Source organism: Pseudomonas paraeruginosa, assembly GCF_003025345.2.
Classification (GTDB): domain Bacteria; phylum Pseudomonadota; class Gammaproteobacteria; order Pseudomonadales; family Pseudomonadaceae; genus Pseudomonas; species Pseudomonas paraeruginosa.
In genome coordinates this window covers 4,286,793-4,312,896 of sequence record NZ_CP020560.1, presented here as the reverse complement: position 1 = coordinate 4,312,896, position 26,104 = coordinate 4,286,793, and the positions used below count along the sequence as shown (strand labels likewise).

General features: G+C 63.5%; 31 protein-coding genes and 2 pseudogenes. 17 read left to right on the top strand and 16 right to left on the bottom strand.

From position 1 onward, the window contains the following. The first annotated feature begins 144 nt into the window (after window positions 1-144). Window positions 145-684 carry a DUF2058 domain-containing protein gene (locus B7D75_RS20490; protein WP_034080144.1) on the top strand — a complete coding sequence of 180 codons (540 nt, stop codon included), beginning with the start codon at window positions 145-147 and terminating at the stop codon, window positions 682-684. A gap of 173 nt (window positions 685-857) precedes the next feature. Beyond that, a complete protein-coding gene (locus B7D75_RS20485; RefSeq protein WP_107114367.1) occupies window positions 858-2,189 on the top strand; it encodes a Wzz/FepE/Etk N-terminal domain-containing protein in 1,332 nt (443 codons plus the stop codon). A 34-nt stretch (window positions 2,190-2,223) separates the two neighbouring features. Here B7D75_RS20485 and B7D75_RS20480 read toward each other — a convergent pair whose 3' ends face one another. The 4 genes and pseudogenes from B7D75_RS20480 to B7D75_RS20465 form a co-directional block, all read right to left on the bottom strand. Then, window positions 2,224-2,415, bottom strand: coding sequence for a hypothetical protein (locus B7D75_RS20480; RefSeq protein WP_003155954.1), 192 nt, complete (start codon window positions 2,413-2,415; stop codon window positions 2,224-2,226). Between the two features lie 49 nt (window positions 2,416-2,464). Beyond that, window positions 2,465-2,832 (bottom strand): annotated as a pseudogene (locus B7D75_RS20475) (Rho-binding antiterminator). Window positions 2,833-2,838: 6 nt separating this feature from the next. Further along, a complete protein-coding gene (locus B7D75_RS20470) occupies window positions 2,839-3,093 on the bottom strand; it encodes a DUF2024 family protein (protein WP_012076906.1) in 255 nt (84 codons plus the stop codon). 11 nt (window positions 3,094-3,104) lie between these two features. Next, entirely contained in the window at window positions 3,105-3,338 is a 234-nt protein-coding gene (locus B7D75_RS20465) for a glutaredoxin family protein (RefSeq protein WP_003155957.1), read from the bottom strand. A 113-nt stretch (window positions 3,339-3,451) separates the two neighbouring features. On the opposite strand from B7D75_RS20465, the gene B7D75_RS20460 reads away from it, so the two are divergent. Continuing rightward, window positions 3,452-4,012, top strand: a complete 561-nt coding sequence (locus tag B7D75_RS20460; protein WP_034080142.1) for a MarR family winged helix-turn-helix transcriptional regulator — start codon at window positions 3,452-3,454, stop codon at window positions 4,010-4,012. Window positions 4,013-4,066: 54 nt separating this feature from the next. Here the strand turns inward: B7D75_RS20460 and B7D75_RS20455 are convergent, their stop codons facing one another. Genes B7D75_RS20455 through purM form a run of 3 tightly spaced genes read right to left on the bottom strand, consistent with a single transcriptional unit; the run spans window position 4,067 to window position 6,505 of the window. Next, complete coding sequence (locus B7D75_RS20455; RefSeq protein WP_107114366.1) at window positions 4,067-4,783, bottom strand: DUF3108 domain-containing protein; 717 nt, start codon at window positions 4,781-4,783, stop codon at window positions 4,067-4,069. Then, window positions 4,776-5,444 (bottom strand): phosphoribosylglycinamide formyltransferase, encoded by a 669-nt coding sequence (purN, locus tag B7D75_RS20450; protein WP_003155959.1) that lies wholly within the window; start codon window positions 5,442-5,444, stop codon window positions 4,776-4,778. The genes B7D75_RS20455 and purN overlap by 8 nt, the downstream gene beginning before the upstream one ends. Then, the gene (gene purM, locus B7D75_RS20445) at window positions 5,444-6,505 is read right to left on the bottom strand and encodes a phosphoribosylformylglycinamidine cyclo-ligase (RefSeq protein ID WP_003155960.1); all 1,062 of its coding nucleotides are present in this window, start codon (window positions 6,503-6,505) and stop codon (window positions 5,444-5,446) included. The genes purN and purM overlap by 1 nt, the downstream gene beginning before the upstream one ends. Window positions 6,506-6,718: 213 nt before the next feature. Between purM and B7D75_RS20435 the strand changes: the two genes are divergently transcribed. Both B7D75_RS20435 and hda read left to right on the top strand, forming a co-directional pair. Further along, window positions 6,719-7,753 carry a DUF2066 domain-containing protein gene (locus B7D75_RS20435; protein WP_107114365.1) on the top strand — a complete coding sequence of 345 codons (1,035 nt, stop codon included), beginning with the start codon at window positions 6,719-6,721 and terminating at the stop codon, window positions 7,751-7,753. A gap of 180 nt (window positions 7,754-7,933) precedes the next feature. Then, on the top strand, window positions 7,934-8,638 hold the full coding sequence (gene hda, locus B7D75_RS20430) for a DnaA regulatory inactivator Hda (protein WP_003155962.1): 705 nt from the start codon (window positions 7,934-7,936) through the stop codon (window positions 8,636-8,638). Window positions 8,639-8,909: 271 nt separating this feature from the next. Here the strand turns inward: hda and B7D75_RS20425 are convergent, their stop codons facing one another. Genes B7D75_RS20425 through arsC form a run of 3 tightly spaced genes read right to left on the bottom strand, consistent with a single transcriptional unit; the run spans window position 8,910 to window position 10,277 of the window. Then, window positions 8,910-9,329: a DUF2069 domain-containing protein gene (locus B7D75_RS20425; protein WP_003155963.1), complete on the bottom strand. Its 420-nt coding sequence runs from the start codon at window positions 9,327-9,329 to the stop codon at window positions 8,910-8,912. Between the two features lies 1 nt (window position 9,330). Beyond that, complete coding sequence (gene wrbA / locus B7D75_RS20420; RefSeq protein ID WP_012076902.1) at window positions 9,331-9,927, bottom strand: NAD(P)H:quinone oxidoreductase; 597 nt, start codon at window positions 9,925-9,927, stop codon at window positions 9,331-9,333. Beyond that, window positions 9,924-10,277 (bottom strand): arsenate reductase (glutaredoxin), encoded by a 354-nt coding sequence (gene arsC, locus B7D75_RS20415; RefSeq protein ID WP_003155965.1) that lies wholly within the window; start codon window positions 10,275-10,277, stop codon window positions 9,924-9,926. The genes wrbA and arsC overlap by 4 nt, the downstream gene beginning before the upstream one ends. A gap of 124 nt (window positions 10,278-10,401) precedes the next feature. Here arsC and B7D75_RS20410 point away from each other — a divergent pair, with 124 nt between their 5' ends. Together B7D75_RS20410 and B7D75_RS20405 are read left to right on the top strand one after the other, a co-directional pair. Further along, entirely contained in the window at window positions 10,402-11,637 is a 1,236-nt protein-coding gene (locus B7D75_RS20410) for a YihY family inner membrane protein (protein ID WP_107114364.1), read from the top strand. A gap of 149 nt (window positions 11,638-11,786) precedes the next feature. Then, a complete protein-coding gene (locus B7D75_RS20405; protein ID WP_034080138.1) occupies window positions 11,787-11,981 on the top strand; it encodes a hypothetical protein in 195 nt (64 codons plus the stop codon). An 11-nt stretch (window positions 11,982-11,992) separates the two neighbouring features. Here B7D75_RS20405 and B7D75_RS20400 read toward each other — a convergent pair whose 3' ends face one another. Beyond that, window positions 11,993-12,376 (bottom strand): hypothetical protein, encoded by a 384-nt coding sequence (locus B7D75_RS20400; RefSeq protein WP_012076899.1) that lies wholly within the window; start codon window positions 12,374-12,376, stop codon window positions 11,993-11,995. A gap of 348 nt (window positions 12,377-12,724) precedes the next feature. Between B7D75_RS20400 and B7D75_RS20395 the strand changes: the two genes are divergently transcribed. Further along, window positions 12,725-13,189: a TlpA disulfide reductase family protein gene (locus tag B7D75_RS20395; protein WP_003155967.1), complete on the top strand. Its 465-nt coding sequence runs from the start codon at window positions 12,725-12,727 to the stop codon at window positions 13,187-13,189. Beyond that, window positions 13,189-13,463: pseudogene (locus B7D75_RS20390) on the top strand (acylphosphatase). Before B7D75_RS20395 ends, B7D75_RS20390 begins: the two are co-directional and overlap by 1 nt. Window positions 13,464-13,480: 17 nt before the next feature. Here B7D75_RS20390 and B7D75_RS20385 read toward each other — a convergent pair. Together B7D75_RS20385 and B7D75_RS20380 are read right to left on the bottom strand one after the other, a co-directional pair. Further along, the gene (locus B7D75_RS20385) at window positions 13,481-14,437 is read right to left on the bottom strand and encodes a lipoprotein (protein WP_034000444.1); all 957 of its coding nucleotides are present in this window, start codon (window positions 14,435-14,437) and stop codon (window positions 13,481-13,483) included. Between the two features lie 8 nt (window positions 14,438-14,445). Continuing rightward, on the bottom strand, window positions 14,446-16,161 hold the full coding sequence (locus B7D75_RS20380) for a proline--tRNA ligase (protein ID WP_003155969.1): 1,716 nt from the start codon (window positions 16,159-16,161) through the stop codon (window positions 14,446-14,448). Window positions 16,162-16,268: 107 nt separating this feature from the next. Between B7D75_RS20380 and B7D75_RS20375 the strand changes: the two genes are divergently transcribed. Continuing rightward, the gene (locus B7D75_RS20375; RefSeq protein WP_003155971.1) at window positions 16,269-16,676 is read left to right on the top strand and encodes a PaaI family thioesterase; all 408 of its coding nucleotides are present in this window, start codon (window positions 16,269-16,271) and stop codon (window positions 16,674-16,676) included. A gap of 64 nt (window positions 16,677-16,740) precedes the next feature. Here B7D75_RS20375 and B7D75_RS20370 read toward each other — a convergent pair whose 3' ends face one another. Further along, window positions 16,741-18,081 (bottom strand): OprD family porin, encoded by a 1,341-nt coding sequence (locus tag B7D75_RS20370; RefSeq protein ID WP_053814387.1) that lies wholly within the window; start codon window positions 18,079-18,081, stop codon window positions 16,741-16,743. Window positions 18,082-18,780: 699 nt separating this feature from the next. Here B7D75_RS20370 and B7D75_RS20365 point away from each other — a divergent pair. After that, window positions 18,781-19,209: an HIT family protein gene (locus B7D75_RS20365; protein ID WP_003155973.1), complete on the top strand. Its 429-nt coding sequence runs from the start codon at window positions 18,781-18,783 to the stop codon at window positions 19,207-19,209. Next, window positions 19,210-19,419, top strand: coding sequence for a SlyX family protein (locus B7D75_RS20360; RefSeq protein ID WP_003155974.1), 210 nt, complete (start codon window positions 19,210-19,212; stop codon window positions 19,417-19,419). A 49-nt stretch (window positions 19,420-19,468) separates the two neighbouring features. Here B7D75_RS20360 and B7D75_RS30040 read toward each other — a convergent pair whose 3' ends face one another. Both B7D75_RS30040 and B7D75_RS20350 read right to left on the bottom strand, forming a co-directional pair. Continuing rightward, window positions 19,469-20,080 (bottom strand): cold-shock protein, encoded by a 612-nt coding sequence (locus B7D75_RS30040; protein ID WP_053814386.1) that lies wholly within the window; start codon window positions 20,078-20,080, stop codon window positions 19,469-19,471. Window positions 20,081-20,283: 203 nt separating this feature from the next. Beyond that, on the bottom strand, window positions 20,284-20,754 hold the full coding sequence (locus tag B7D75_RS20350) for a Dps family protein (protein WP_003086103.1): 471 nt from the start codon (window positions 20,752-20,754) through the stop codon (window positions 20,284-20,286). A gap of 432 nt (window positions 20,755-21,186) precedes the next feature. Between B7D75_RS20350 and aspS the strand changes: the two genes are divergently transcribed. From aspS to ruvB, 5 genes are all read left to right on the top strand, one after another. Then, entirely contained in the window at window positions 21,187-22,962 is a 1,776-nt protein-coding gene (aspS, locus tag B7D75_RS20345) for an aspartate--tRNA ligase (RefSeq protein ID WP_034000382.1), read from the top strand. Window positions 22,963-23,028: 66 nt separating this feature from the next. Next, window positions 23,029-23,775, top strand: coding sequence for a YebC/PmpR family DNA-binding transcriptional regulator (locus B7D75_RS20340; RefSeq protein ID WP_003155979.1), 747 nt, complete (start codon window positions 23,029-23,031; stop codon window positions 23,773-23,775). Between the two features lie 84 nt (window positions 23,776-23,859). Next, window positions 23,860-24,384, top strand: a complete 525-nt coding sequence (gene ruvC, locus B7D75_RS20335; protein WP_034080802.1) for a crossover junction endodeoxyribonuclease RuvC — start codon at window positions 23,860-23,862, stop codon at window positions 24,382-24,384. A 16-nt stretch (window positions 24,385-24,400) separates the two neighbouring features. Beyond that, window positions 24,401-25,006: a Holliday junction branch migration protein RuvA gene (gene ruvA, locus B7D75_RS20330; protein WP_003086122.1), complete on the top strand. Its 606-nt coding sequence runs from the start codon at window positions 24,401-24,403 to the stop codon at window positions 25,004-25,006. A gap of 10 nt (window positions 25,007-25,016) precedes the next feature. Further along, a complete protein-coding gene (ruvB, locus tag B7D75_RS20325) occupies window positions 25,017-26,075 on the top strand; it encodes a Holliday junction branch migration DNA helicase RuvB (protein WP_012076893.1) in 1,059 nt (352 codons plus the stop codon). The last annotated feature ends 29 nt before the right edge of the window (window positions 26,076-26,104 follow it).

The following is a 26,104-nucleotide window of genomic DNA, read 5'->3' as shown; positions in this document are numbered from 1 at the left end:
GCAGTTTGCGAGCCGCCGAGACTTGCGTTGAGGCGGCCGAGGCTGGGAGGATTATACCCCCTGCGAGGGCCGGCTGAACCCCAGTCGGCTGGAAGATTATGCCGCACCCCACCGGGCGTGCCACGCGAGCGAGTCGTTGACGAAATGAGCATGTCATTGCGTGACCAGTTGCTGAAAGCCGGACTGGTCAATGAAAAACAGGCCAAGCAGGCCACCAAGCAGAAACAGAAACAGCAGCGCCTGGAGCACAAGAACCAGGTCGATAAGGATGACTCCCAGCGCCTGGCGGCGGAGCAGGCCAGGGCTGAGAAGCTGGCTCGCGACCAGGAGTTGAACCGCCAGCAGCAGGAGAAGGCCGAGAAGAAGGCCAAGGCCGCGCAGATCAAGCAACTGATCGAGGGCACGCGCCTGCCTCGGCTGGATGGCGACGACTACTACAATTTCGTCGATGCGAAGAAGGTCAAGCGGATCGCCGTCAACGACCTGATCCGCGACAAGCTGAGCCGTGGCAGTCTGGCTATCGTCAGCTACGACGGGCGCTACGAGATCGTGCCGCGCGATGCGGCAGTGCGCATCCAGGAGCGCGATCCACGACGGGTGGTGCTGCTCAATGTGCAGAGTCAGGAGCCGGACGAGGACGATCCGTACAAGGACTACGTGGTGCCCGACGACCTCATGTGGTAGTGGCCTGAAGCAGCGCAGGTCGTACATCAAATCGGCCAAGGCTAACTGTGAAGTGTTACCAAAATGCTATCGATGATTTCTTTTTGATTGCATAATGCCTTTTCTTAAGAAAATTCCTACAGGATTCTGCGTGCTTCTTGTGGGGCGGCATTTTTTTCGAAAAGGACGTTGGCATGCCATCCTCGCAGTTTTCAGGTCCAGAGCGCCCGGAAGTCGATCTGGTTCAGCTATTCCGACAGCTATGGAGCGCGAAGTGGCTTGTCGCGTCGATCACGGGCGCAGGACTGGCTGTCGCGGTTCTTTATTTGCTACTGGTTGTTCCCACTTATGAGGTTAGCGTCCTCCTGCGTCCGATACAGACGAAGGCGCTGGAAGCGGTCAATGCAAGGGATATCTATGCCTTGACGCCCAGGGAAGCGCTCGATCGCGTAGCCAGCGAATTGTCGGCATACTCTGGTCGGTTCGAGTATTTCCAAGCTCATCCGGAACGATTCCAGCAGTTGAACAAGGACAACGGCTTGTCGGCTGAGCAGGCGTTCTGGAAATTCAATCTGTCTGCCTTCTCCATGAAGCAGGCAGACTTGCAGAAGAATCCGCAGGCTACTCCTTTCGTGCAGATATTCATGCAGTATCCAAAGGGAATGGATGGTGCCGGTATCCTGAACGATATGGTCTCCCAGACCATCGACAGCGAGCGCCGTCAGATCCTCGAGGATCTCCAGGCTCGTGTGGATAGCCGCTTGCAGTTCCTCGCGCAGGATATCGAGGGCAAGCGCGCCAGCTACCAGGCAAGCAAACAGGGGCGGATCGCCAGGTTGCTCGAGGCGGACAACATTCGCCGCGCAGGCTTGGAAGATGAGTTGAAAGCCCTGCGCGGGCGGCTCAAGATGGTTCGTGATTCCAGGATTCAGCAGTTGAATGAAGCGATTCAGATTTCCACTCGTTTGGGAATTGTGAAGCCCACGACCCCGGGGGCATTGGGTGAGGTAGGGCTGGATGGTTCGCGTAGCGTATTTCGTACCGAGGTGAACAATCAGCAGATTCCGCTGTATTTCATGGGGGTGGATGCCCTGACTGCCGAGCGCGACACGTTGCTCAAGCGTAAGGGAGATGACTTCACCGAGCCGAGGGTGGCGGCGATCCAGCAAGAACTGAAGCAACTGGAAAACAATCGCGAAGTCCAGTATCTGCAGGCGCGGCAGGGAGAAGAGCGGTTTTTCGACGATATCGAAAAGTTGCGTGGCGAGCAGGCAAGATTGCAAACGCTGAAGGCAGGCGATCTGAAGATCGAGTTGGTGCGCGTTGATCAGAGGGCCGCGATGCCACTCCAGCCAATCAAGCCTCGCAAGGCTGTCGTTCTCGTATTGGGAGGGCTCGGGGGATTGATGCTAGGGGTTCTGGTCGCCTTGGCGCGGGCTATGTTGCGTAGTGCATTCCAGCAACGGCAGGATCATGCATTGCCTCCCGGGGTCGTCAGTCTCGAGCGAACCCTGTCGGGGACCTGATGTATACGCCCCCGGGGTAGCGGGGGGCGTTTTCTCACGCCAGCTTGTCCGACTGGCGTAGCTGTTCTTCCTTTTCCAGTCTGTGCCGGTAAGCCTGGGCGTCTTCTTCATTATGGAAGACCCCTACCAGCAACCCCTGCTGGTGCACGTCCCAGCAGCGGCGGCCAAGTGCACGCAGTTCGCGGGATTTGTGGTCGTCGTCGCGCTCGGTCACTGTCACACTCATTTTTCTACTCCAGGGTTGATCTGCATCAAGGCAGATCCAGCCTATTTCATTAGCTGGCTAATGAAATAGGTCTGGAATTGAAAAAAACCTTTTCAGTTTCCAGCACGGAACATGGCATGCCAGGGCTCTGCGTCAGGCTTCTTACCGCAGTCGTACATGCCTGAACAGCGCCCCCTCGGTGAGAGCGGTGATGGACTGCAGGCGATCGAGGCGCAACAGTCGGGTGGCGCCATCGACCTCCACTTCAAGATATTCCGCCTTGTCCCCGCCTGGCTGGTCCGCCTGGATCAGTGTGGTGCGGGCCTCGGCCTCGAAGCAGAGATCACCGTCGAGCTCCAGGCGCAGCCGGTAGCGATAGAGGCAGGCGATCTCCAGGTAATCGTGGAGATCGCAGGCGATCGGGCGATAGCCGTCCATTCGCTTTCAACAGCCTTCGAGGGGCAGGATGTAATGGCCATGGAGCCTGATGGCTTCGGCAACCTCCGTTGTCGCGATCTCGCTATGGCAATAACTGCAATGCCCCTGGCTGATATCGGCATCGTCGATGCCTTTTCCGGCGAGCCAGCGGCGAGCGAACTCGCCTGCGCGAGCGCCCATTTCCTCCGTAACCAGCACGTCGAAGTGCAGATAGCGGCCGTCGCGGGTTCGCACGTGGGTGTCGAAGACTTTCACCTCCATGGCCGGACTCCTTATTTCAGGTCGCTGAGTGCCGCGCCGAAGTTCAGGTGCAGTACCTGCCCGTCGACGACCAGGGCGGGGACCGACTTCACCCCGGCCTTTTCCGCTTCGGCAACACGCGCCGATTGCTCGGCGAGATGAACCACTTCGACCTCCACCTGCTTGCTGTCGAGCAGTGGCAGCAGGGAGCGTTCGGCTTCGACACAGATAGGGCAGCCGGCGTGATAGTAGATGGCCTTGGACATGATGATTCTCCTGTTAAGTTAGTATCGATTCGATACATGTATAGGCTAATCATCGCTCGCCCGCTTTGTCAAATATGTTTTTAGTCGATACTATGTATGCCAGGAGGTAACCCATGTCCGCTCTCGCCCTTTACGATTACCTGGAAAGACTGACCAGCCTGATGCGCGCCTGGTCGCGCGAACAGCCGTTGGTGGCGGAGCTGCAGCCGGTACAGCTGAGTGCCTTGCACTATCTGGCGCGCTGCAATCGCTATTCGGATACGCCGCTGGTGGTGACCGAGTATCTCGGCCTGACCAAGGGGACCGTGTCGCAGTCGCTCAAGGTGCTCGAAGGCAAGGGGCTGATCAGCAAGGTGCCGGACGCTCGGGATCGGCGCAGCGTGCATCTGCGTCTGACCGAGGCGGGACGCTCGCTGATCGATGCGGTGATTCCGCCGCGATTCCTGGAACAGGCCGTGGCGGCGCTGGGCGAGAAGGGCGAGCGTTTGCAGGGGTTGCTGCATGAACTGCTGGTGGTCATCCAGCGTGAGGAGGACGTGCCGGGGTTCGGCCTCTGTCGCTCCTGTCGCTTCCACGAGCAGCGTGACGGCGCGCCGTTCTGCGGCCTTACCCGGGAATCGTTGAGCCAGGCCGATGGCGAATTGATCTGCCGCGAGCACCAGGCCTGCGCCTGAACTGCGGGCAAGAAAAAGCCGGGCGATGGCCCGGCTTTTCGTAGGAGGAAGATATCAGCCCTTCTCGCCAGTGACGGTCTTGCCGTCGATGGTGCCTTCCTTGAGCATGATCTGGTATTCCTTGCCGTCGGTTTCCATCTGGTACAGGCGGACCAGCAGGTAGTCCCAGTCCTTGGCGAACCAGAGGATGGTCTTGCGATTGCTCTTGCCCGGATCGCGCACGCGCTCGACCTTGATCGCATTGATCAGGCCGGCCTGGGTGCGGACCTTCTCCTCGCCGAGTACACGGAAGTCGTAGGTATCGACATCCTCGCCCTCGATGATCTGGTAGCTCATGCTCTTCTTGCCATCGGCCACGTCATGCTGCAGGACCAACTGATAGGTGGACTTGTCCAACTGGCCGCGGTTCAGCGGTTGCCGGACCGCATCGCCGCGGTCGCTGCCGAGCACCTGCTTCTGCGACCAGTCGAAGTCCAGTTCGACCTGCTTGCCCTTGCCCAGGCCCTGACGGGCGAAGCGGTAGGATTGCGGCAGGAAGGTATCGTTCTCGACCTTGAAGGTGCTGACCTCGTTGAGGCTGGCCAGCAGCATGGAGGCTTCGAAGTCCAGCTGCCAGCGGCCGTCGCCGAGCGCCTTGAGGCTGCGGGAGGCGTTGCCGCTGATGGGCATCTGTTTCCAGTCGGCGGTATAGCTGGCGGTGAACGGCTTCAACTCGAAGGCATAGGCCGGCAAGGTCAGCAGCGTCAGCAGGAACAGCATGGCTTTACGCATTGCGAATCTCCTTGGTGCGAATCTGATGGCCGGTGGCAGGCAGGGCCTGGCCATCCAGCAGGGCGCCCTGTTCGCCCAGGCGCAAGCGGCCTTCGGCGAACCAGCGCATGGCCAGCGGATAGATCCGGTGTTCTTCCTCGTGAACCCGTCTGGCCAGGCGTTCCGGCGTATCTTGCGACTCTACCGGGATTACTGCCTGTACGACCAGTGGTCCCCCGTCGAGTTCCTCCGTCACGAAGTGCACGCTGCAGCCGTGCTCGCGGTCGCCGGCCTCGAGGGCGCGCTGGTGGGTGTGCAGGCCCTTGTGTCGTGGCAGCAGCGAGGGGTGGATGTTCAGCAGGCGGCCCTGATAGTGACGGACGAAGTCCGCGCTGAGGATGCGCATGAACCCGGCGAGGATCACCAGGTGCGGCTCATGGGCGTCGATCAGTTGCGCCAGGGCCCGGTCGAAGCTTTCGCGATCGGCGTAGGCCTTGTGCTCGAGCACCTGGGTGTCGATGCCGGCCTGGCGCGCGCGCTCCAGGCCGTAGGCATCGGCGCGATTGGAAATCACCGCACGGATCCGGGCCGGCGTGGTGCCGTCCCGGAGGCTGTCGATCAGCGCCTGCAGATTGCTGCCGGAGCCGGAGATCAGCACCACGACATTGCAGAGTGTCGACATCAGTGGCTTTTCAGGTTGTTCAGGACCACGCGCTCGGCATCCGCGCCGCAGGTTTCGATACGGCCGATCTGCCACGGCTGCTCGCCGGCGGCGCGCAGGATTTCCAGGGCCTTCCCGGCGTCGGCCTGGGCCACGCAGATGACCATGCCGACCCCGCAGTTCAACACGCGGTGCATCTCGGTCTCGTCGACGTTGCCGTGCTCCTGCAGCCAGTCGAACACCGCCGGGCGCTTCCAGCTGGCGACGTCGATGACAGCCTGGGCGTTGTCGGGCAGGACCCGGGGGATATTGTCCAGCAGGCCGCCGCCGGTGATGTGGGCCATGGCCTTGACCGCGCCGGTCTGCCTGATCAGTTGCAGCAGCGGCTTGACGTAGATGCGGGTCGGCGCCATCAGCAGGTCGGCCAGCGGCTTGCCGTCGAGCCGGACCTGCTCGATGTCGGCGCCGGAAACCTCGATGATCTTGCGGATCAGCGAATAGCCGTTGGAGTGCGGGCCGGAGGAGGGCAGGGCGATCAGTGCATCACCGGCCTGGACACGGGAGCCGTCGATGATTTCGGCCTTCTCCACGACACCGACGCAGAAGCCGGCCAGGTCGTAGTCCTCGCCTTCGTACATGCCGGGCATCTCGGCGGTTTCGCCGCCCACCAGCGAGCACCCGGCCAGTTCGCAGCCGGCCCCGATGCCGGTGACCACGGTAGCCGCGACGTCGACGTTGAGCTTGCCGGTGGCGTAGTAGTCGAGGAAGAACAGCGGCTCGGCGCCGCAGACCACCAGGTCGTTGACGCACATCGCCACCAGGTCCTGGCCGATGCTGTCGTGCTTGTTCAGGTTGAGCGCCAGGCGCAGCTTGGTACCGACCCCGTCGGTGCCGGAGACCAGCACCGGCTGTTTGTAGCCAGCCGGGATTTCGCAGAGGGCGCCGAAGCCACCGAGGCCGCCCATCACTTCCGGGCGTGCGGTGCGCTTGGCCACGCCTTTGATGCGTTCCACCAGGGCTTCGCCGGCGTCGATGTCCACACCAGCGTCCTTGTAGCTCAACGAGGGTTGCTTGCTGCTCATAAATCCAGGCCTATAGGGGTAATTCGGAGATCGGCCGGCCGCCCAGGCGTGCAACGCTGTTTGCCGGTTTTGAAGGCGCGCGATTTTATCAGGCTTGCCACGCAGCGGCCATCTCGGTTGCCGCTGGGCGGGCTGCTGTTTAAGGTATAGGTCCACTTGCGCGGCCTTCACAGCTCGTCGCCGCCGTTCCCATCCGTTCGTCGAGAGCCTTTCATGCGCATAGCCCGACTCTTCCTTCTCTGCCTCTCCCTGCTTGGCTTGCCCGTCTTCGCGGCAACGGTGCCCAATCTGTACCAGGTGCGCGAGCCTGTTTCCTCGCAGCAACCCGGCGAGCGCGACGCCGGCCTGGTGCGGGCGCTGCAGACCCTGCTGGTGCGTCTCACCGGAAATCCGCAGGCGCCGCAGGAGCCGGGGCTCGCGGGCTACCTGAAGGACCCGCAGCAACTGATCAGCCAGTACGCCTTCGAGAACGGCCCGCCGCTGGCGTTGGTGGTCGATTTCGATCCTGCTGCCACCAGCAACGCACTGCGCGCCGCCGGCCTGCCGAGCTGGGGCGCCAACCGGCCGGCGGTGCTGGCCTGGTGGCTGAACGAGAGCAGCGAGGGCAGCAACCTGGTCGGCGACAACCAGGCGTCGGCCGAGCCGCTCAAGCGTGCCGCACAGAATCGCGGCCTGCCGCTGCGCCTGCCGCTGGCGGATCTCGATGAGCAGATCGTCGGTACGCCGGAGAATCTCACCGCTGCCCAGCCCGATGCCCTGCGCGGCGCGTCCGAACGCTATGGCGCCGATGCGCTGCTGGCGGTGGATGCCAAGGAGGTCGACGGCAAGTGGCAGGCGCAATGGCGGCTGTGGATGGGCGATTCGCGGGAACAGGGCCAGGCCGAGGGCGCGACCCCCGACGCGCTGGCCGACAGCGTGATGCTGGCCGCCGCCAACCGTCTGTCCAGCCGTTTCGTCGCCACGCCGGGAGCGGCCACCGGACTGACCCTGCAGGTCCAGGGGGCGACGCTGGCGCGCTATGCCGAACTGCAACGCCTGCTCGATCCGTTCGGCGCGCGCCTGGTCGGGGTCCAGGGGGATCGCCTCGACTACAGCGTGAAGGCCAGTCCGGAGCAATTGCGCGCCCAGTTGGGCCTGGCGCAGTTGCAGGAGGTCCCGGCCGCCAGCGCGCCTGTAGATGCTTCCGCACCGCCCTCGGCGCCCGGCGCGGCGGCGGTGCCCAACCAGTTGATCTTCCGCTGGCGGTGAGTTGCGGCGCCGGCCTGCTCCAGAATGATGCGGCAGGTCGGCGCCAGGTGGCCGCGGCCACCGGCAAACCTTTGATTTTGCTTGCCTAGTTGCTCATTGTGCGGCCCTGCCGAGGCGTATAAACTTTGCAGCCTTTACGGTGACTCCTGCGGCGTTTTCGGACTGTCCGCCCAGCCTGGCATGAAACCTATTCAGCTTCCCCTCAGTGTGCGTCTGCGCGACGACGCCACCTTCGCCAACTACTATCCCGGTGCCAATGCCGCGGCACTGGGATATGTCGAGCGTCTGTGCGAAGCCGAGGCCGGATGGGCGGAAAGCCTGATCTATCTCTGGGGACACGACGGCGTCGGCCGCAGCCACCTGCTGCAGGCGGCCTGCCTGCGTTTCGAGCAGTTCGAGGAGCGTACCATCTACCTGCCGATGGCGGACCTGGTGCAGTACGGGCCGGAGATCTTCGACGATCTCGAGCAGTGCGAGCTGGTGTGCATCGACGACCTGGACGTGCTGGTCGGCAAGCGCAACTGGGAAGAGGGTCTGTTCCACCTGTTCAACCGGCTGCGTGATACCGGGCGACGCCTGCTGCTGGCAGCGTCGAAGTCGCCACGGGAGCTGCAGGTCAAGCTGCCCGACCTGAAGTCGCGCCTGACCATGGCGCTGATCTTCCAGTTGCACGGTCTTTCCGACGAAGACAAGCTCCGCGCCCTGCAGCTTCGCGCTTCGCGCCGTGGCTTGCACCTCACCGACGAGGTCGGACGCTTCATCCTCAACCGTGGGTCGCGCAGCATGAACTCGCTGTTCGACCTGCTGGAGCAACTGGATCGCGCCTCGCTCCAGGCCCAGCGCAAGCTGACCATTCCCTTCCTCAAGGAAACCCTCGGCTGGTGAGAAGCGGCTGCTTGCCGGCGAATTCCCCGTCGTGCTCCACCGGGGTGGGCCCCGGGTGGGGCGTGTCCCCCTCTCTCCAGCTTTCGTGCATAGCCCCGGCAATGCCGGGGCATGGTCTGTCGGCAATGTCTCAGCGGATGGTCAGGACGCAGTCGCTCCGGGGCGGATGCTGGAAGTGTCCGAGGAGCGCCCATCGCCCGGCGCATTCGACTGGGCGATAGCCTCGAAGAGCCCCGGAGCGGCATTTTTCAGTGCCGCTCCTGCCGGCGCATCAGCGTTCTCCGGCTATCCGCCTGTCGTATTGGAAGCGCCAGCGCGTATAGAGCAGCGCCGCGCAGAACAGGCTTACGCTGAGCAGCACTTCGGCCCAGCCGAACAGGCGTTGGCCGGGGTCGAAGGCGGCGAGTACGCCAAGGATGAAGTACAGGTTGACCACGTAACAGGTCCAGGCGTGGCCGCGGGCGCTGCCCATGAGCAGGCCGGGGGCCACCACCAGCAGCGGCAGCAGCTTGAAGCCGAGGACCAGCCAGGGCACCCAGCTCGCCGCGCCATGGGCGTCGGCGTAGATCAGGTCGCGGATGAGGATCAGCAGTACCAGGCCGACGAAGCTGCCCAGGCTGATGGCGCGGGTGATCGACAGGCGTGGCTGCAGCCACGCCAGCTCGGGCAGCGGTTTGTTCTTGCGGGCCATTTCAGTTCCCCAGCTTGCCGGCGGTTTCCGCCAGGCGCTTGCCCAGGGCGCGGCACAGCGTCAGTTCGTGTTCGTCGAGACTGCGCTTGCCGTCGGCGCCGGCGAAGTGGCTGGCGCCATACGGTGTACCGCCGCCACGGGTTTCCAGCAGGGCGGGCTCGCTGTAGGGAATCCCCAGCACCAGCATGCCGTGGTGCAGCAGGGGCAACAGCATCGACAACTGGGTGGTTTCCTGGCCGCCGTGCAGGCTGGCGGTGGAGGTGAATACCGCTGCCGGCTTGCCGACCAGTCCGCCGGTCAGCCACAGGCTGCTGGTGCCGTCGAGGAAGTACTTCAGCGGCGAGGCCATGTTGCCGAAGCGGGTTGGGCTGCCCAGGGCCAGGCCGGCGCAGTTCTTCAGGTCGTCGAGGGTGGCGTAGAGAGCGCCTTCGGCGGGGATGTCGGGAGCCACCGCTTCGCACTCGGTGGAGACCGCGGGAACCGTGCGTACCCGTGCTTCGAAGCCGGCCTGCTCGATGCCGCGGGCGATCTGCCGGGCCATTTCCGCGGTAGCGCCATGGCGGCTGTAGTACAGCACCAGGATGTAGGGGGTGTTCAAGCGAGGATCTCCAGGACTTTCTCCGGCGGCCGGCCAATGACCGCCCTGTCGCCCGCCACCAGCACCGGGCGTTCGATCAGCCTGGGATGCGCTGCCATCGCCTGGATGAGGGCCTCTTCGCCAAGGCTGGCATCGTCCAGGCCGAGCGCCTTGTACTCCTCCTCTCCGGTGCGCAGCAACTGGCGGGCGGGAAGGCCCAGCTTGGCCAGGATGGCCTTCAGCTCGGTGGCGCTCGGCGGGGTTTCCAGGTAGCGCACTACCTGGGGTTGCAGACCGCGGGCTTCGAGCAGCTCGAGTGCGGCGCGGGATTTCGAGCAGCGGGGATTGTGCAGCAGGATCAGTTCGCTCATGTCAGGGGTCGCATGGCTGGGGAGGTGACGGCTATTCTAACCGCCTCGTCGACCAGGACTGAACCCGTCGGCGCGAAGTACCGCCCCAGGAGGCGAAGAACCGGCGCGACTTCAAGGAGAGGGCATGCGCGAACACTTTAACGACGGGATCGAATTCGCTCGCTTCCTCGCCCATCGCTTCGTCACCGACAAGGCCCCCAACAGCGCGGCGGCGCTGACCTACACCACGCTGTTCGCGGTGGTGCCGATGATGACGGTGATGTTTTCCATGCTCTCGCTGATCCCGGCTTTCCATGGCATGGGGGAGTCGATCCAGACTTTCATCTTCCGTAATTTCGTGCCTTCCGCCGGAGAGGCGGTGGAGACCTACCTGAAGAGTTTCACCACCCAGGCGCGCCATCTCACCTGGGTCGGCGTGGTGTTCCTGGCGGTCACCGCCTTCACCATGCTGGTGACCATCGAGAAAGCCTTCAACGAGATCTGGCGGGTACGCCAGCCGCGCCGCGGCGTCGGACGCTTCCTGCTCTACTGGGCGATCCTCAGCCTGGGTCCCTTGCTGCTGGGGGCCGGCTTCGCCGTGACCACCTATATCACTTCGCTGTCGCTGCTCCACGGGCCGGATGCCCTGCCGGGCGCGGAAACGCTGCTGGGGCTGATGCCGCTGGCGTTCAGCGTGGCGGCCTTCACCCTGCTCTACTCGGCGGTGCCCAACGCCCGGGTTCCCGTGCGCCATGCGTTGATGGGTGGAATGTTCACCGCCGTGCTGTTCGAGGCCGCCAAGACCCTGTTCGGCCTCTATGTCAGCCTGTTTCCCGGTTACCAGTTGATCTACGGGGCCTTTGCCACCGTGCCGATCTTCCTGCTGTGGATCTATCTCTCCTGGATGATCGTCCTGTTCGGCGCCGTACTGGTCTGCAATCTGTCTTCCTCGCGTCTCTGGCGACGCCGCTCGCTACCCAAGCCGATCGTCATGCTCGGCGTGCTGAGAGTCTTCCATCAGCGCCAGCAACTCGGCCAGTCGATGCGCCTCGTCCACCTGCACCGTGCCGGATGGCTATTGCCTGAGGACGAATGGGAGGAGTTGCTGGATTTCCTCGAGAAGGAACAGTTCGTTTGCCGGGTAGGCGGAGGCGAATGGGTGTTGTGCCGGGATCTTGGCAGTTACAGCCTGCACCGCCTGCTCAATCGCTGTCCATGGCCGATGCCGAGCCGGGAACGCATGCCGGCGCAACTGGACGAGGCGTGGTATCCGACGTTCCAGCAGGCGATGGAGCGCTTGCAGGCGGAGCAGGAAAGGCTGTTCGGGGAAAGCCTGGCGCACTGGCTGGCGGAGGTGAATGCCTCGGCGAAGGTGACGTAAAGTGTCAGTTTGCGGCGAACGTCGGGCGCAAGGAGGTGAGTTCGGTCAGGGGAAGCCCGGCGAAAGTCGGGTTTTGGCGGTTGGCACGCTTCTGGCAAACCCCTGTGTGACAGTCGTTTTTCTCCGTAGTTCCATCGAGGTTCCCGTTCATGCCACCAGTCTCGAACAAGGTCGTCCATTTGCATCACAAGGATGAGCAGGCAGCGCTTGAGCGTTTGAACCGCATTACCGGGCTGCAATTCAGCAGTTGGCCGGAATCGCTGGTGCCGGCGGCGCCCGCCAGCGAACCGCCGTCCGAACAGTCGCCAGCCGAACCATTGTTCGAGCAGGTGCGCCAGGGCTGAGTTGCCCTGGCTCAGGCCTCCGACAGCTGCTGGGCCTGGCCTTCCTGCTCCACCGCCTGTACGAAGAGTTCTTCGACGACGAGGCGGGACAGCGCCGTGGCTGATTTCAGTCGGATCTGCATGTCCTCCACTTTCTGTCGTACCGGCAGGCGGGCGATACCGGATAGCAGGATGCGTTGCTGGCGGTCTATTCGTCCGTGATCCACCGCGACCTCGCGTTGCCGTCCGCCATCCAGGTATCTGACCACCAGCGACACCAGCAGGTCGCAGGCGTCTGGAAGATGCAGCCAGGCGGCGATGTTGTAATCCGCGACCAGTCCTTCGTGGGCTGTCAGGGTCGGGCGGGCGGCGTCCACCAGGTGTGCGGGGACGCTTCCGATCAGATGGTCTTTCATAAGCAGCAGTGTGTCCGTTTCAAAAGGGCGTCGGACTCGTCGCTCTCGACTTCTCCCCAAGTCGATCCGGTCGCTGCCGGGCGGCGTGCGGCCGATTGAGTCGTCGCGTCGTGTGTGGCACGCGGATTATAGGGGTGGACCTTTGCGTCAAACTGTGCGGTTCGGCGAGGGTCGCCGTGACCCTTCTCGCACTTTGTGGCTTGTAGGAAGAATCCAGGCTCTTCCTTCTCCTGTTCGTTACCGCGCGCTTTTGCAGGGGAGCGCCGCTTTCCAGTAAGGTCTCGCGGTATTGCCATATCGGGCCGCCCTGGTCCGGTGGTTGTCTTCCCGACTCGAGAGGTTCGTGACATGAGGAATTGGCTACGCCCGCTGGGGGCGGTGGTGGTTCTGCTTCTGGCAGGTTGTTCGGCGGATTACGGGGTCGACCAGGACGGGCGCCCGGTGCCGGCCGAGCAATTGGACGGACGCTGGCTGGTGATCAACTACTGGGCCGACTGGTGTGCGCCGTGTCGAACCGAAATCCCGGAAATGAATCGCCTGGCGCAAGTGCTCGAAGGGCAGGGCGGACGGGTGGTCGGGGTGAACTTCGACGGCCTGCGCGACGCCGATCTGAAGAAGTCGGCCGATGGCATGGGAATCCGCTTCACCGTGCTCGCCGAGGATCCGGCTCCACGCTTCAAGCTGCCGCGCAGCGAAGCCCTGCCTGTCACCTATATCGTCGATGCTCGGGGAGAAATGCGTCAGCGCCTGCTGGGCGAGCAGACGGCCGACGGCATCCTGAAGCAACTCGAGGCCCTGCGGGGGGAGCGGTGATGGCAAGGATCTGCTTGCACGCTATGTTGGCGGCTGGGTGCAGGGCGTCGGTTTCCGCCAGTCGACCCGGGACGAGGCCGAACGCCTGGGGCTCGACGGCTGGGTGCGCAACCTGGAGGACGGTCGCGTCGAAGTCCTGTGGGAAGGCGAGGAGGAACAGGTGAAGGCCCTGCAACGTTGGCTGGAGCGGGGGCCGCGGCGCGCGCGAGTCGCGGGGGTGGAGGTCGAGGCGCTGCCGTTGCAGGGGATCGCCGGCTTCATCGTGCGTCGCTGAAGCGACGCATTCATCGTTCAGGGTGTTTCGCCGGGATCGGCTGCCAGGCGCCCGGCATCCCGCAGCAGGGCATGCATGAATTGCTGCTGCAGTTCGGGATCGTTGCGGGTGAGTTCGATCAGGCTCTGCTCGAGCTCGCTGGCTTCTTCCTCCAGGCCCAGTTCCGACAGGCGCTTCACCCGGTGCACCCAATGATGGACGTCATCGCCTTCCAGGTCGTCGTAGATCAGCGCGTGAGCCTCCAGCAGCTTGCCGCGCAGGCTGCGGCTGACCCGTAGGCTGGCGTCGGCGCGGGTGCCGTCCTGCGGATCGCTCACCGACAGGTGGATCTGCGAGATGCGGCTGATGTCCTGTTCGGCGAAGGGGCTGTCGAGCAGGTTCAGGCGCAGAACGCCGTGGCGATCGGTGAGCAGTTCGTTGAGTTCCTTGCCAGAGCTGACCATCACCGGGCGCTCGGCCCAGGGCAGGCTGGAGTATTCCAGGCGCTTGTCGCGCTGCTTTTCGTCGATGCTGGCGAGGTTCTGTTCGGCGCGGCCATTGGATTCGACGTTCATGAACGGGTTGACCCCGGCCAGGCCGTAGCTGATCCAGCCGTGGGTGATGTTGTCCGGCACGCTGCCGAAGGTCAGCACGTTGACGACATTGGCCCCCACGCCCGCCACCAGCGCCACCGCCCCCAGCGGGATCTCGTAGATCTCCCGCCAGGGCTGGTACGGCGTGTAGCGATCGTAACGACGGGTCACTTCGAACTCGGTGACCTCGAAGGACTTCTGGTCGTTGATCCGGACCCGGCGCTGCGGCAGTTCGAGCACATCGGGCTGGCCGATATCGACTTGCAGGGTGTGTTCGAGCAGCTTTCGCTCGACACGCTCCTCGTGTTCGCTACGCTGCGGCAACTGGTTGGCGCAGCCGCTCAGCAGAAGGCTGCCGCACAGGACGGCAGCGGAGAGGCGCAGGGGACTTCCGGTGGGCATCGTTACGCTCAGCGGCTGAGTTTTTCGGTGATGAACGACATCAGTTCGCCGATCGGCAGATTCTGCGACTCGCTGTCACGGCGCCCCTTGTATTCCAGGACGCCTTCGTTGAGGCCGCGATCGCTGACCACGATGCGATGGGGAATGCCGAGCAGCTCCATGTCGGCGAACTTCACGCCGGGGCTGGTCTTCTTGTCGCGATCGTCCAGCAGCACCTCGAAGCCGGCCGCGGTCAGTTCGGCATACAGCCTGTCGGTGGCCTGCCTGACGCTTTCGGTTTCGTATTTCAGCGGCACCAGGGCGATCTGGAACGGAGCCAGGGCGCTGGGCCAGAGAATCCCGCGCTCGTCGTGGTTCTGCTCGATGGCGGCGGCGACCACGCGGGATACGCCGATACCGTAGCAGCCCATGATCAGGTTCACCGGCTTGCCTTGTTCGCTCAGGACGCTCAGCTTCATCGCTTCGCTGTACTTGGTGCCGAGCTGGAAGATATGACCGACCTCGATGCCGCGCTTGATCACCAGGGTGCCCTTGCCGTCCGGGCTGGGGTCGCCCTCGACGACGTTGCGCAGGTCGGCGACTTCGGGCAGCGGCAGGTCGCGCTCCCAGTTCACGCCGAAGTAGTGCTTGTCCTCGATGTTGGCGCCTGCGGCGAAATCGCTCATCAGGGCGACCGAGCGGTCGACGATGCAGGCGATCGGCAGGTTGACCGGACCCAGCGAGCCGGGGCCGGCGCCGATGGCGGCGCGGATCTCGGCCTCCGAGGCGAAGACCAGCGGGCTGGCGACCAGGGGCTGGTTGGCTGCCTTGATCTCGTTCAGTTCATGATCGCCACGGACGATCAGGGCGACCAGGGTGCCTTCTTCCGCGCCGTGCACCACCAGGGTCTTGATGGTTTTCTCGATCGGCAGCCCGAAGCCGTCCACCAGGGCCGCGATGGTCTTGGTGTCAGGCGTGTCGACCAGACGCATGTCTTCGCTGGCGGCGCCACGGGCGCTCTCGCGCGGCACGGCTTCGGCCTTCTCGATGTTGGCGGCGTAGTCGGAGCTGTCGCTGAAGACGATGTCGTCCTCGCCCGAGTTGGCCAGGACGTGGAACTCATGGGAGCCGCTACCGCCGATGGAGCCGTTGTCGGCCTGCACGGGGCGGAAGTCCAGGCCGAGGCGGGTGAAGATCTTGCTGTAGGCCTGGTACATCCCGTCGTAGGTCGCCTGCAGCGATTCCTGGTTCAGGTGGAAGGAGTAGGCGTCCTTCATGATGAATTCGCGACCGCGCATCAGGCCGAAGCGAGGACGGATCTCGTCGCGGAACTTGGTCTGGATCTGGTAGAAGTTGATCGGCAGCTGCTTGTAGCTGTTCAGCTCGTTGCGCGCCAGGTCGGTGATCACTTCCTCGTGGGTCGGGCCGACGCAGAACTCGCGCTCATGGCGGTCCTTCAGGCGCAGCAGTTCGGGGCCGTACTGCTCCCAGCGGCCGGACTCCTGCCATAGTTCGGCCGGTTGCACGGCCGGCATCAGTACCTCGAGAGCGCCGGCGGCGTTCATTTCCTCGCGGACGACGGTCTCGACCTTGCGCAGTACCCGCAGGCCCATCGGCAGCCAGGTGTAGAGACCCGAGGCCAGGCGGCGGATCATGCCGGCGCGAAGCAGCAGTTGATGGCTGATCACCACCGCGTCGGCGGGGGTTTCTTTGAGCGTGGAAAGCAGATACTGACTGGTACGCATCTTTGGCCGTTATGTCGGTTGTATCGGGGAGAATGGCTGGGCATTGTACGGTGCCGGTCTGGCCGCGTACAGGGCGCCGGCCACCGATGATGAGGAGTCGGCAGACAATGAACGCGGCGCAGGTACAGGCGTTGATCCGCATGGGGTTGCCCATGGCCGAAGACATCGATCTGCGCGTCGAGCGCCTCGATGAGCGACATGCGCTGGCGCGCATTCCTTTCCACGACAGGCTGGTGCGTCCGGGCGGCACCTTGTCCGGCCCGACCATCATGGCGCTGGCGGATGCGGCGATGTACGCGGTCATCCTCGGTCGCCTGGGGGCGGTGGAAATGGCCGTGACCTCGAACCTGAACATCAACTTTCTCAGCAAGCCCCGTCCCGAGGACCTGTTGGCCGAGGCGAGCATCCTCAAGCTGGGGCGGCGCCAGGTGGTCTGCGAGGTCGGGGTGTACTCACGGAGCCGCGAGGATGAGCTGGTGGCCCATGTGACCGGTACCTACGCCCTTCCTTTATAGAGGCGATCCGGCGTTCGAAAAAAAGCCCGGCGTTGCCGGGCTTCCTTTCTGACTGCCGGGTCGATTACAGGATCGACAGCGGATAGTCGACGATCAGGCGGAACTCGTCCTGGTCGCCTTCGCCCTGGTCGGCGTTGGCGCGGTGCCAGGCCTGGCGGATGCGGAACGACAGGTCCTTGGCGGGGCCGGACTGGACCACGTACTTGGCTTCGAAGTTGGTCTCGTGGTGCTTGCCGTCTGCTCCGTACAGTGGGGAGCCGTCTTCCTTCACATACGCGCTGTTGGCGCTGACCTTGGTGCCGTCGATGTCCTTGCCGTTGATGTAGCGGACCATGAAGGTCAGGCCGGGTACGCCGTACGAAGCCATGTTCAGGTCGTAGCGGGCCTGCCAGGATTTCTCGCCGGGGCCGTTGAAGTCGGAGTACTGGATGGAGTTGGCGAGGAAGATCGAGTCACCGCCACCGCCGGAATTGTTCTCGCCGAAGCCGATGTAATCGAACGGCTCGTCGCCATGGACCTGCTGGTAGGCCAGGGTGAAGGTGTGTGCGTCCAGGGTGTACGCGCCGGCCAGGGACCAGGTGGTGTTGCTGATGTCGCCGGCCTTGGACTTGCCTTCGTCGGTAGTGCGGTAGATGTTGAAGTCGAAGCCCAGCGACTGATCTTCCGCCAGCGGAATGGTGTAGTTGGTGTTCAGGTAGTACTGGCGATAGATGTCTTTCAGTTCGGCGCCATACAGGGAGGCGCTGAGGTTGTCGGTGATCGCGTAGCGGCCGCCGGCGAAGTCCGCGCTCTTGGCGGTCTGGCCTGCATAGGTCGCGTAGAGTTCGCCGCGCGACTTGGTGGTGGTGCCCTGCTTGCCTTCGGTGAAATGGCCCGCTTCGAGGTCGAGGCCTTCGAATTCGCTGCTCTGCAACTGGAAGCCGGTCGCGGTCTGCGGGAACAGGCGGCTGCCGCCGGCGGCGAAGACCGGTGCGGTCGGCTGCATCTCGCCCCATTTCAGCATGGTCTTGGAGATGCGCACCTTCAGGGCGCCGCCTGCGCGGCTGTAGTCATCGCGCGGCTTGCCGTCGTTCATCACCGGCAGGTTGCCGGCGCCGGTCTTGTCGGAGGTACCGTCGAGCTTCAGGCCGAGGTAGCCGAACGCATCCACGCCGAAGCCGACGGTGCCTTGGGTGAAGCCGGATTCGTAAGTGGTGAGGAAGCCCTGGGTCCAGTCGACACGGTCCCGGCTGCCGCTCTTGCCGTCGCGGTTGAAATAGTAGTTGCGGAGCAGCAGGTCGAGGCTGCTGTCTTCGATGAACCCCTTCGCTTCGGCCTGATCGCTGACGAAGGCGTCGGCCACGGCGAATTGAGTGCTACCCGCGGAAACCGCCAGTGCAATGGCGCTCCACTTCATCACTTTCATTGTGATTGCTCCTTTGGTTTTGAATTATCTCTGCCGTCACAGTGCGCAGTGACGGCTAGTTCTTCTTGTCGGCGCTAACTTATAGCACGCAGTGTTTCTTGGCGATAGTTGCGGTTCCGGAGCGACGGAATCTTTACGGCGCTGTCGCAAAATTGCATGACGTATGTCGCATCTGCGTAGGTGTCTGGTTGAAAAAGTGACGTAGGACGTGGGTTTGGTCACTCTTGTTGAGGCTGATTCTCACATCGATTTTCCTCGTCCGGGGTGGTTTGTAATAAAATCGTCATGTTTCGATGCGCCGCTCTTACTATGCAGAGTGACGCTTAAGCAAACTCCGTGCACAACTGAAAGCCCTCATCGCTCATGTATTCGAGTTGGGCGTCTGTATTGTCTTTGAAAGCAAGCTAATTACCCGCTGAAACCTGTTTGTAATCCCTCTGTTTCAAGGGTTGGTTGCAGGTGAGTTGTCTCGGCAGGGGCGCTTGTATGCATCCTGTGTCGTATGTGGGGCGCAGCCCTGTATTCATTCTTCCGGCAACTTATGGGGCGCTCGCCGTTATCCGCGCGCCAAGCTGGGGCGGATGCATCGCACTTGCTTTGGCCGGGGGGCGCAGTATCCTGCGCGGCAAACGCGGCGCAGCCCATCCGGGAGGAGGGGCTAAGCTGTCCATGAATGACCGTCGAACAGGAGAGGCCAGTATGTTCGCTTTGGATCCCCGGCTGGCGCAGGACACCCTGCCGATCGGTGACTTCCCGCTCAGTCGTCTGCTGCTGATGAACGATGCCCGCTATCCCTGGTTCATCCTGGTGCCGAGACGGGAGGACGTCATCGAGCTGTTCCAGCTCGATGAGGGAGACCGGCAGGCTTTGTGGCGCGAGACGACCGTGCTGGCGGAGGTGCTCAAGGATACTTTTCGGGCGGACAAGATGAATGTCGCTAACCTGGGCAACGTGGTCAGCCAGCTGCACATGCATGTGATCGTGCGTCGCCGCGGCGACGATGCCTGGCCGGGGCCCGTGTGGGGGCGACATGCGTCCCGGCCCTATGCGGTCGAAGAGGTCGAGGCGATCCGCGGCAAGCTGCGGATGGTGCTAACCGATGGCTTCCGTTTTGACGAGGGTGCATAGATGGAGCTGGAGTCGCGGATGGACGATCTGGAATGCCGCCAGGCTTTTCAGGATGACACCCTGCAGGCGCTGAACGAGGTGGTGGTGGAGCAGCAGCGCAGCATCGAGCGCTTGCAGCTGCAGGTGGCCGCGCTGATCAAGCGCCTGGAGGATGTCCAGGGGCTGGTCGGTGGGGTGGAGGAAGACGAGGCTCCGCCGCCGCATTATTGAGTCGCAGAAAAAACCCGCCAGTCGGCGGGTTTTTTGTTTCCCGGGGCGGTCAGCGGCGCGAGGCGATCACGTCCTCCGCCTGCAGGCCCTTGTCGCGCTGTACCACCGAGAACTCCACGCGCTGACCCTCGATGAGAATGCGGTGGCCTTCGCCACGAATCGCGCGGAAGTGGACGAAGATATCTTCTCCCGAGTCCCGCGAAATGAAGCCGAAGCCCTTGGATGTGTTGAACCACTTCACGGTGCCCGTTTCGCGATTGCCCGCATCCTGGTTGCCGGTGGCCGGTACGGGGACGCTGCCGCGAGCCGGGGTGCGGCCGGGCTTGAGGCTGCCTGCCAACTGCAGGGCCGTCGCCAGTGCCAGGCTGAGCAGCGGGAGGATGACGGCGGGCTGGTCGGCGATGGTGGGCAGCGGCGCGAGCAGGATCAGCGCCTGCAGGACGACGCCAAGCACCAGCAGTGCCGCGGCTCCGGCCTGAAGCGGGCGGGTGGGTTGGGTTGCGTGCAGCGTGGGGGCGAACAGCAGGTTGGTCAGGCCGAGGATGGCCAGGTAGATGGCATCGGGGTGTTGCAGGAAGGGTGTGGCTTCGGTTCTTAGGCTGGGAATGAAGGAAAGCAATAGGGCGGCGACGCCCGTGACCAGAAGGACGATTTTCAACATGTCAATGAGTTCACCTTGATGGGGTAACGATCAAGTAGCCGGACAGCGCTTCGCTGCATGAAACGAAGGGGGCGGAAGGACGGCCGGCCTATGCGCGTAACGCACGGCGGCTATTTAACAGGAAAGCGGGAGGCTACTCAAATCAGTCGCTTGAAGGTGACGGCAGGGTCCGCAGCGGACCCTGCCTGACATCTGCGGGGCGGTCAGCTGGCCAGCAGGCTGCGCAGCATCCAGGCGGTCTTTTCGTGGACCTGCATGCGCTGGGTGAGCAGGTCGGCGGTGGGTTCGTCGCTGACCTTGTCCAGTAGCGGGAAGATGCTGCGGGCTGTGCGCACCACGGCTTCCTGACCCTGGACCAGTTGCCGGATCATTTCCTCGGCTTCCGGAACGCCTTCCTCTTCCTTGATCGAAGACAGGCGCGCGTAGGCCGCGTAGGTGCCGGGGGCCGGGAAGCCGAGGGCGCGGATGCGCTCGGCGATGTCGTCCACCGCGACGGCCAGTTCGGTGTACTGCCCCTCGAACATCAGGTGCAGGGTATTGAACATCGGACCGGTGACGTTCCAGTGGAAATTGTGGGTTTTCAGGTAAAGGGTGTAGGTGTCGGCCAGCAGCCGGGACAGACCCTCGGCGATGGCTGCGCGGTCCTGTTCGCCGATTCCGATATTGATTTCCATGGCGTTCTCCTTTCAGTCGGCCTGTGAATGGGGCATTCCGAAATAGTTGGGTTCAGGCTAACACAGGGTTTTTCCCGGCGCTCTTGGTCTATGTCAAAGACGGCGATAGGGAGAAACTATTCCGACTGCGAGGTTGAAAGAATGGTTCGCAGGGTCAGGCGAATCGTTCCCGCGCCGCAGCGATGCCGCCTGGCTCGCGGCTGCCGGGCTGGCTGCAAGCCATGGATTTTTCAGGCTATAATCCCCGTCTTCAATGCGAAGTGAACCCGGATCGGGTGCTTCGCCGTTGCCGTTCACCGGGCAGCGCGGGGGATGCCCTTCCGGGGCGTGCCGAGGGTTCCGGTGCTCGGTCAGGGCCGGAGAGTCCGGCAATGGTCGCCAGGCAGCCGGCGGCTCCACAGAATCCAAGACTTACGAGAAGCGAACCACACCATGATGCGCAGCCACTATTGCGGCCAACTGAACGAGAGCCTGGACGGCCAGGAAGTCACCCTTTGCGGCTGGGTTCATCGCCGTCGCGACCATGGTGGAGTGATCTTCCTCGATGTGCGCGATCGCGAAGGGCTGGCCCAGGTGGTGTTCGACCCGGATCGCGCGGAGACCTTCGCCAAGGCCGACCGGGTACGCAGCGAATTCGTGGTGAAGATCACCGGCAGGGTACGCCTGCGTCCGGAAGGTGCGCGCAACCCGAACATGGCTTCCGGCTCCATCGAAGTGCTGGGCTATGAGCTGGAGGTACTGAACCAGGCCGAGACCCCGCCGTTCCCGTTGGACGAATATTCCGACGTGGGTGAGGAAACCCGCCTGCGTTACCGCTTCATCGACCTGCGTCGCCCGGAAATGGCCGCCAAGCTGAAACTGCGCGCGCGCATCACCAGCAGCATCCGCCGCTACCTGGACGACAACGGCTTCCTCGATGTCGAGACGCCGATCCTCGGCCGTCCGACCCCCGAAGGCGCGCGCGATTACCTGGTGCCGAGCCGCACCTACCCGGGCCATTTCTTCGCCCTTCCGCAGTCGCCCCAGCTGTTCAAGCAACTACTGATGGTCGCCGGCTTCGATCGCTACTACCAGATCGCCAAGTGCTTCCGCGACGAGGACCTGCGCGCCGACCGCCAGCCGGAATTCACCCAGATCGACATCGAGACCAGCTTCCTCGACGAGAGCGACATCATCGCCATCACCGAGAAGATGGTGCGCCAGCTGTTCAAGGAAGTCCTGGGCGTCGAGTTCGACGAGTTCCCGCACATGCCGTTCGAAGAGGCCATGCGCCGCTACGGTTCGGACAAGCCCGATCTGCGCATCCCGCTGGAGCTGGTCGACGTCGCCGACCAGTTGCAGGAAGTCGAATTCAAGGTCTTCTCCGGTCCGGCCAACGATCCGAAGGGCCGTGTCGCCGCGCTGCGCGTGCCGGGTGCCGCTTCCATGCCGCGCAGCCAGATCGACGACTACACCAAGTTCGTCGGCATCTATGGCGCCAAGGGCCTGGCCTATATCAAGGTCAACGAGCGCGCCAAGGGCGTGGAAGGGCTGCAGTCGCCGATCGTCAAGTTCATTCCCGAGGCCAACCTGAACGTGATCCTCGATCGCGTCGGCGCGGTGGATGGCGACATCGTCTTCTTTGGCGCCGACAAGGCCAGGATCGTCTGCGACGCCCTGGGCGCACTGCGGATCAAGGTCGGTCATGACCTCAAGCTGCTGACCAAGGAGTGGGCGCCGATGTGGGTCGTGGACTTCCCGATGTTCGAGGAGAACGACGACGGTTCGCTGTCCGCCCTGCACCACCCGTTCACCTCGCCCAAGTGCACTCCGGCCGAGCTGGAAGCCAATCCGGGCGCGGCATTGTCCCGCGCCTACGACATGGTGCTCAACGGCACCGAGCTGGGCGGCGGTTCCATCCGTATCCACGACAAGGCCATGCAGCAGGCGGTGTTCCGCGTGCTGGGCATCGACGAGGCGGAACAGGAAGAGAAGTTCGGCTTCCTGCTCGACGCGCTCAAGTACGGCGCGCCTCCGCACGGCGGCCTGGCCTTCGGCCTGGATCGCCTGGTCATGTTGATGACCGGCGCGTCCTCGATCCGCGAAGTGATCGCCTTCCCGAAAACCCAGAGCGCCGGCGACGTCATGACCCAGGCTCCGGGCTCGGTGGACGGCAAGGCCCTGCGCGAACTGCACATCCGCCTGCGCGAGCAGCCGAAGGCCGAGTGATTCGAATCAACCTGCGATGGCGTCGCACGCGGCGCCTTCCGCCGAAAGAGCAATACGGAGTGAGTTATGGCTGGTCATTCTAAATGGGCCAACATCAAGCACCGCAAAGAGCGGCAAGATGCCAAGAAAGGCAAGATCTTCACCAAGCTGATCCGTGAGCTGACCGTCGCTGCGAAGCAGGGCGGCGGCGTTCCGGCGGACAACCCGCGTCTGCGCCTGGCCGTGGACAAGGCGCTGACCGCCAACATGACCCGCGACACCATCGACCGCGCCATCGCCCGCGGCGTCGGCTCGAACGACGCCGACAACATGGTCGAGCTGTCCTATGAAGGCTATGCGCCGAGCGGCGTGGCGATCATCGTCGAGGCGATGACCGACAACCGCAACCGTACCGCCGCCGAAGTGCGGCATGCCTTCAGCAAGTGCGGCGGCAACCTGGGTACCGACGGCTCGGTGGCCTACATGTTCGAGCGCAAGGGGCAGATCAGCTTCGCCCCCGGCGTGGACGAGGAGGCTCTGATGGATGCCGCCCTGGAGGCCGGCGCCGACGACGTGGTGGTGAACGACGATGGCTCGATCGACGTCTTCACCACCTTCGCCGACTTCATCTCGGTGAACGAGGCGCTGACCGCCGCCGGTTTCAAGGGCGATGAAGCCGAAGTCACGATGATCCCGTCGACCACCGCGACCCTGGACCTGGAAACCGCGCAGAAGGTGCTCAAGCTGATCGACATGCTCGAGGACCTGGACGACGTGCAGAACGTCTATTCCAATGCCGATATCCCGGACGACGTAATGGCGCAACTCGGCTGAGCCGAGCGGAGCGATAACGCGAAGCCGGAAGTGGGGTACGCTTGACGCGTTCGATCCCCGCTTCCGGCTTTTAGTATCCAGCTTATGACTTTGATTCTAGGGATTGACCCCGGTTCGCGTATCACCGGCTTCGGCGTGGTGCGGGAAACGGCGCGCGGCTGCGAGTACGTGGCGTCGGGATGCATCCGGACCGGCAATGGCCCCTTGCACGAGCGTCTGCAGGTGGTGTTCCGCAGCGTCCGCGAGGTGATCCGCACCCACGGCCCGACGGCCCTGAGCATCGAGCAGGTGTTCATGGCGCGCAATGCCGACTCGGCCCTGAAACTCGGCCAGGCGCGCGGCGCGGCTATCGTCGCGGCGATGGAGGAGGGGCTGAGCGTGGCGGAATACACCGCGTCACAGGTCAAGCAGGCCGTGGTCGGCACTGGTGGCGCGGACAAGCAGCAGGTGCAGATGATGGTCATGCACCTGCTGAAACTGACCCAGAAACCGCAGATCGATGCCTCGGACGCCCTGGCCATCGCCCTGTGTCATGCCCATACCCAGCAGAGCCTGGTCCCCCATGGCCTGGTGGGCGCGCGCCGTCGCGGCGGGCGCCTGCGTCTTTGAATAAGGAAAGCTCGTCGTGATCGGACGCTTGCGTGGCACCCTGGCGGAGAAACAGCCGCCGCACCTGATCCTGGATGTGAATGGCGTCGGCTATGAGGTGGAGGTGCCGATGACGACCCTCTATCGGCTCCCTTCGGTGGGCGAGCCGGTGACCTTGCATACGCATCTGGTTGTGCGTGAGGATGCGCACTTGCTCTATGGTTTCGCCGAAAAGCGCGAGCGAGAGCTGTTCCGCGAACTGATCCGGCTCAATGGGGTGGGGCCGAAGCTGGCCCTGGCGCTGATGTCGGGCCTGGAAGTGGACGAGCTGGTGCGTTGCGTGCAGGCGCAGGATACTTCCACCCTGGTGAAGATTCCCGGCGTCGGCAAGAAAACGGCCGAGCGCCTGCTGGTCGAATTGAAGGACCGTTTCAAGGCCTGGGAAAACATGCCCACCATTGCGCCGCTGGTGATGGAACCCCGCGCCAGCGCTACAGTCTCAAGCGCGGAGGCCGATGCGGTCAGCGCGCTGATCGCCCTGGGCTTCAAGCCACAGGAAGCCAGCCGTGCCGTCGCAGCCGTACCGGGAGAGGATTTGTCCAGCGAAGAAATGATCCGCCAGGCCCTCAAGGGCATGGTCTAGGTAGCGCCCGATGATCGAGCCTGATCGCCTCATATCCGCCGTTTCCGGACGCGAACGCGAAGAGCAGCTGGACCGCGCCATCCGCCCGCTGAAACTGGCCGACTACATCGGCCAGCCCAGCGTGCGCGAGCAGATGGAGTTGTTCATCCATGCCGCCCGTGGCCGCCAGGAGGCGCTCGACCATACGCTGATCTTCGGTCCGCCGGGACTGGGCAAGACGACCCTGGCGAATATCATCGCCCAAGAAATGGGTGTTTCGATCAAGAGCACCTCCGGGCCGGTGCTGGAGCGTCCCGGCGATCTCGCCGCACTGCTGACCAACCTGGAGGCCGGCGATGTCCTGTTCGTCGACGAGATCCACCGTCTTTCGCCCATCGTCGAGGAAGTGCTGTATCCGGCCATGGAAGATTTCCAGCTGGACATCATGATCGGCGAAGGCCCCGCAGCCCGCTCGATCAAGCTGGACCTGCCGCCGTTCACCCTGGTCGGCGCGACCACGCGCGCCGGCATGCTGACCAACCCGTTGCGCGATCGCTTCGGCATCGTACAACGCCTGGAGTTCTACAACGTCGAGGACCTGGCGACCATCGTCAGTCGCTCGGCGGGCATACTCGGCCTGCAGATCGAAACGCAGGGCGCCGCGGAAATCGCCAAGCGCGCCCGTGGCACGCCGCGTATCGCCAACCGCCTGCTGCGGCGGGTGCGGGATTTCGCCGAAGTCCGCGGGCAAGGCGACATCACCCGGGTGATCGCCGACAAGGCGCTGAACCTGCTCGATGTCGACGAGCGTGGCTTCGACCACCTCGACCGGCGTCTGTTGCTGACCATGATCGACAAGTTCGATGGCGGGCCGGTGGGGATCGACAACCTCGCCGCGGCGTTGAGCGAGGAGCGGCACACTATCGAGGATGTACTGGAGCCCTATCTGATCCAGCAGGGCTACATCATGCGGACGCCACGGGGACGTGTGGTGACCCGCCACGCCTACCTGCATTTTGGCCTGAATATTCCGAAAAGGTTGGGTCCGGGGGTAACGTCGGATCTGTTCACGTCTGAAGATGGTAATTAATTGCATTTGTGGGCGATTGCCGATTGGCA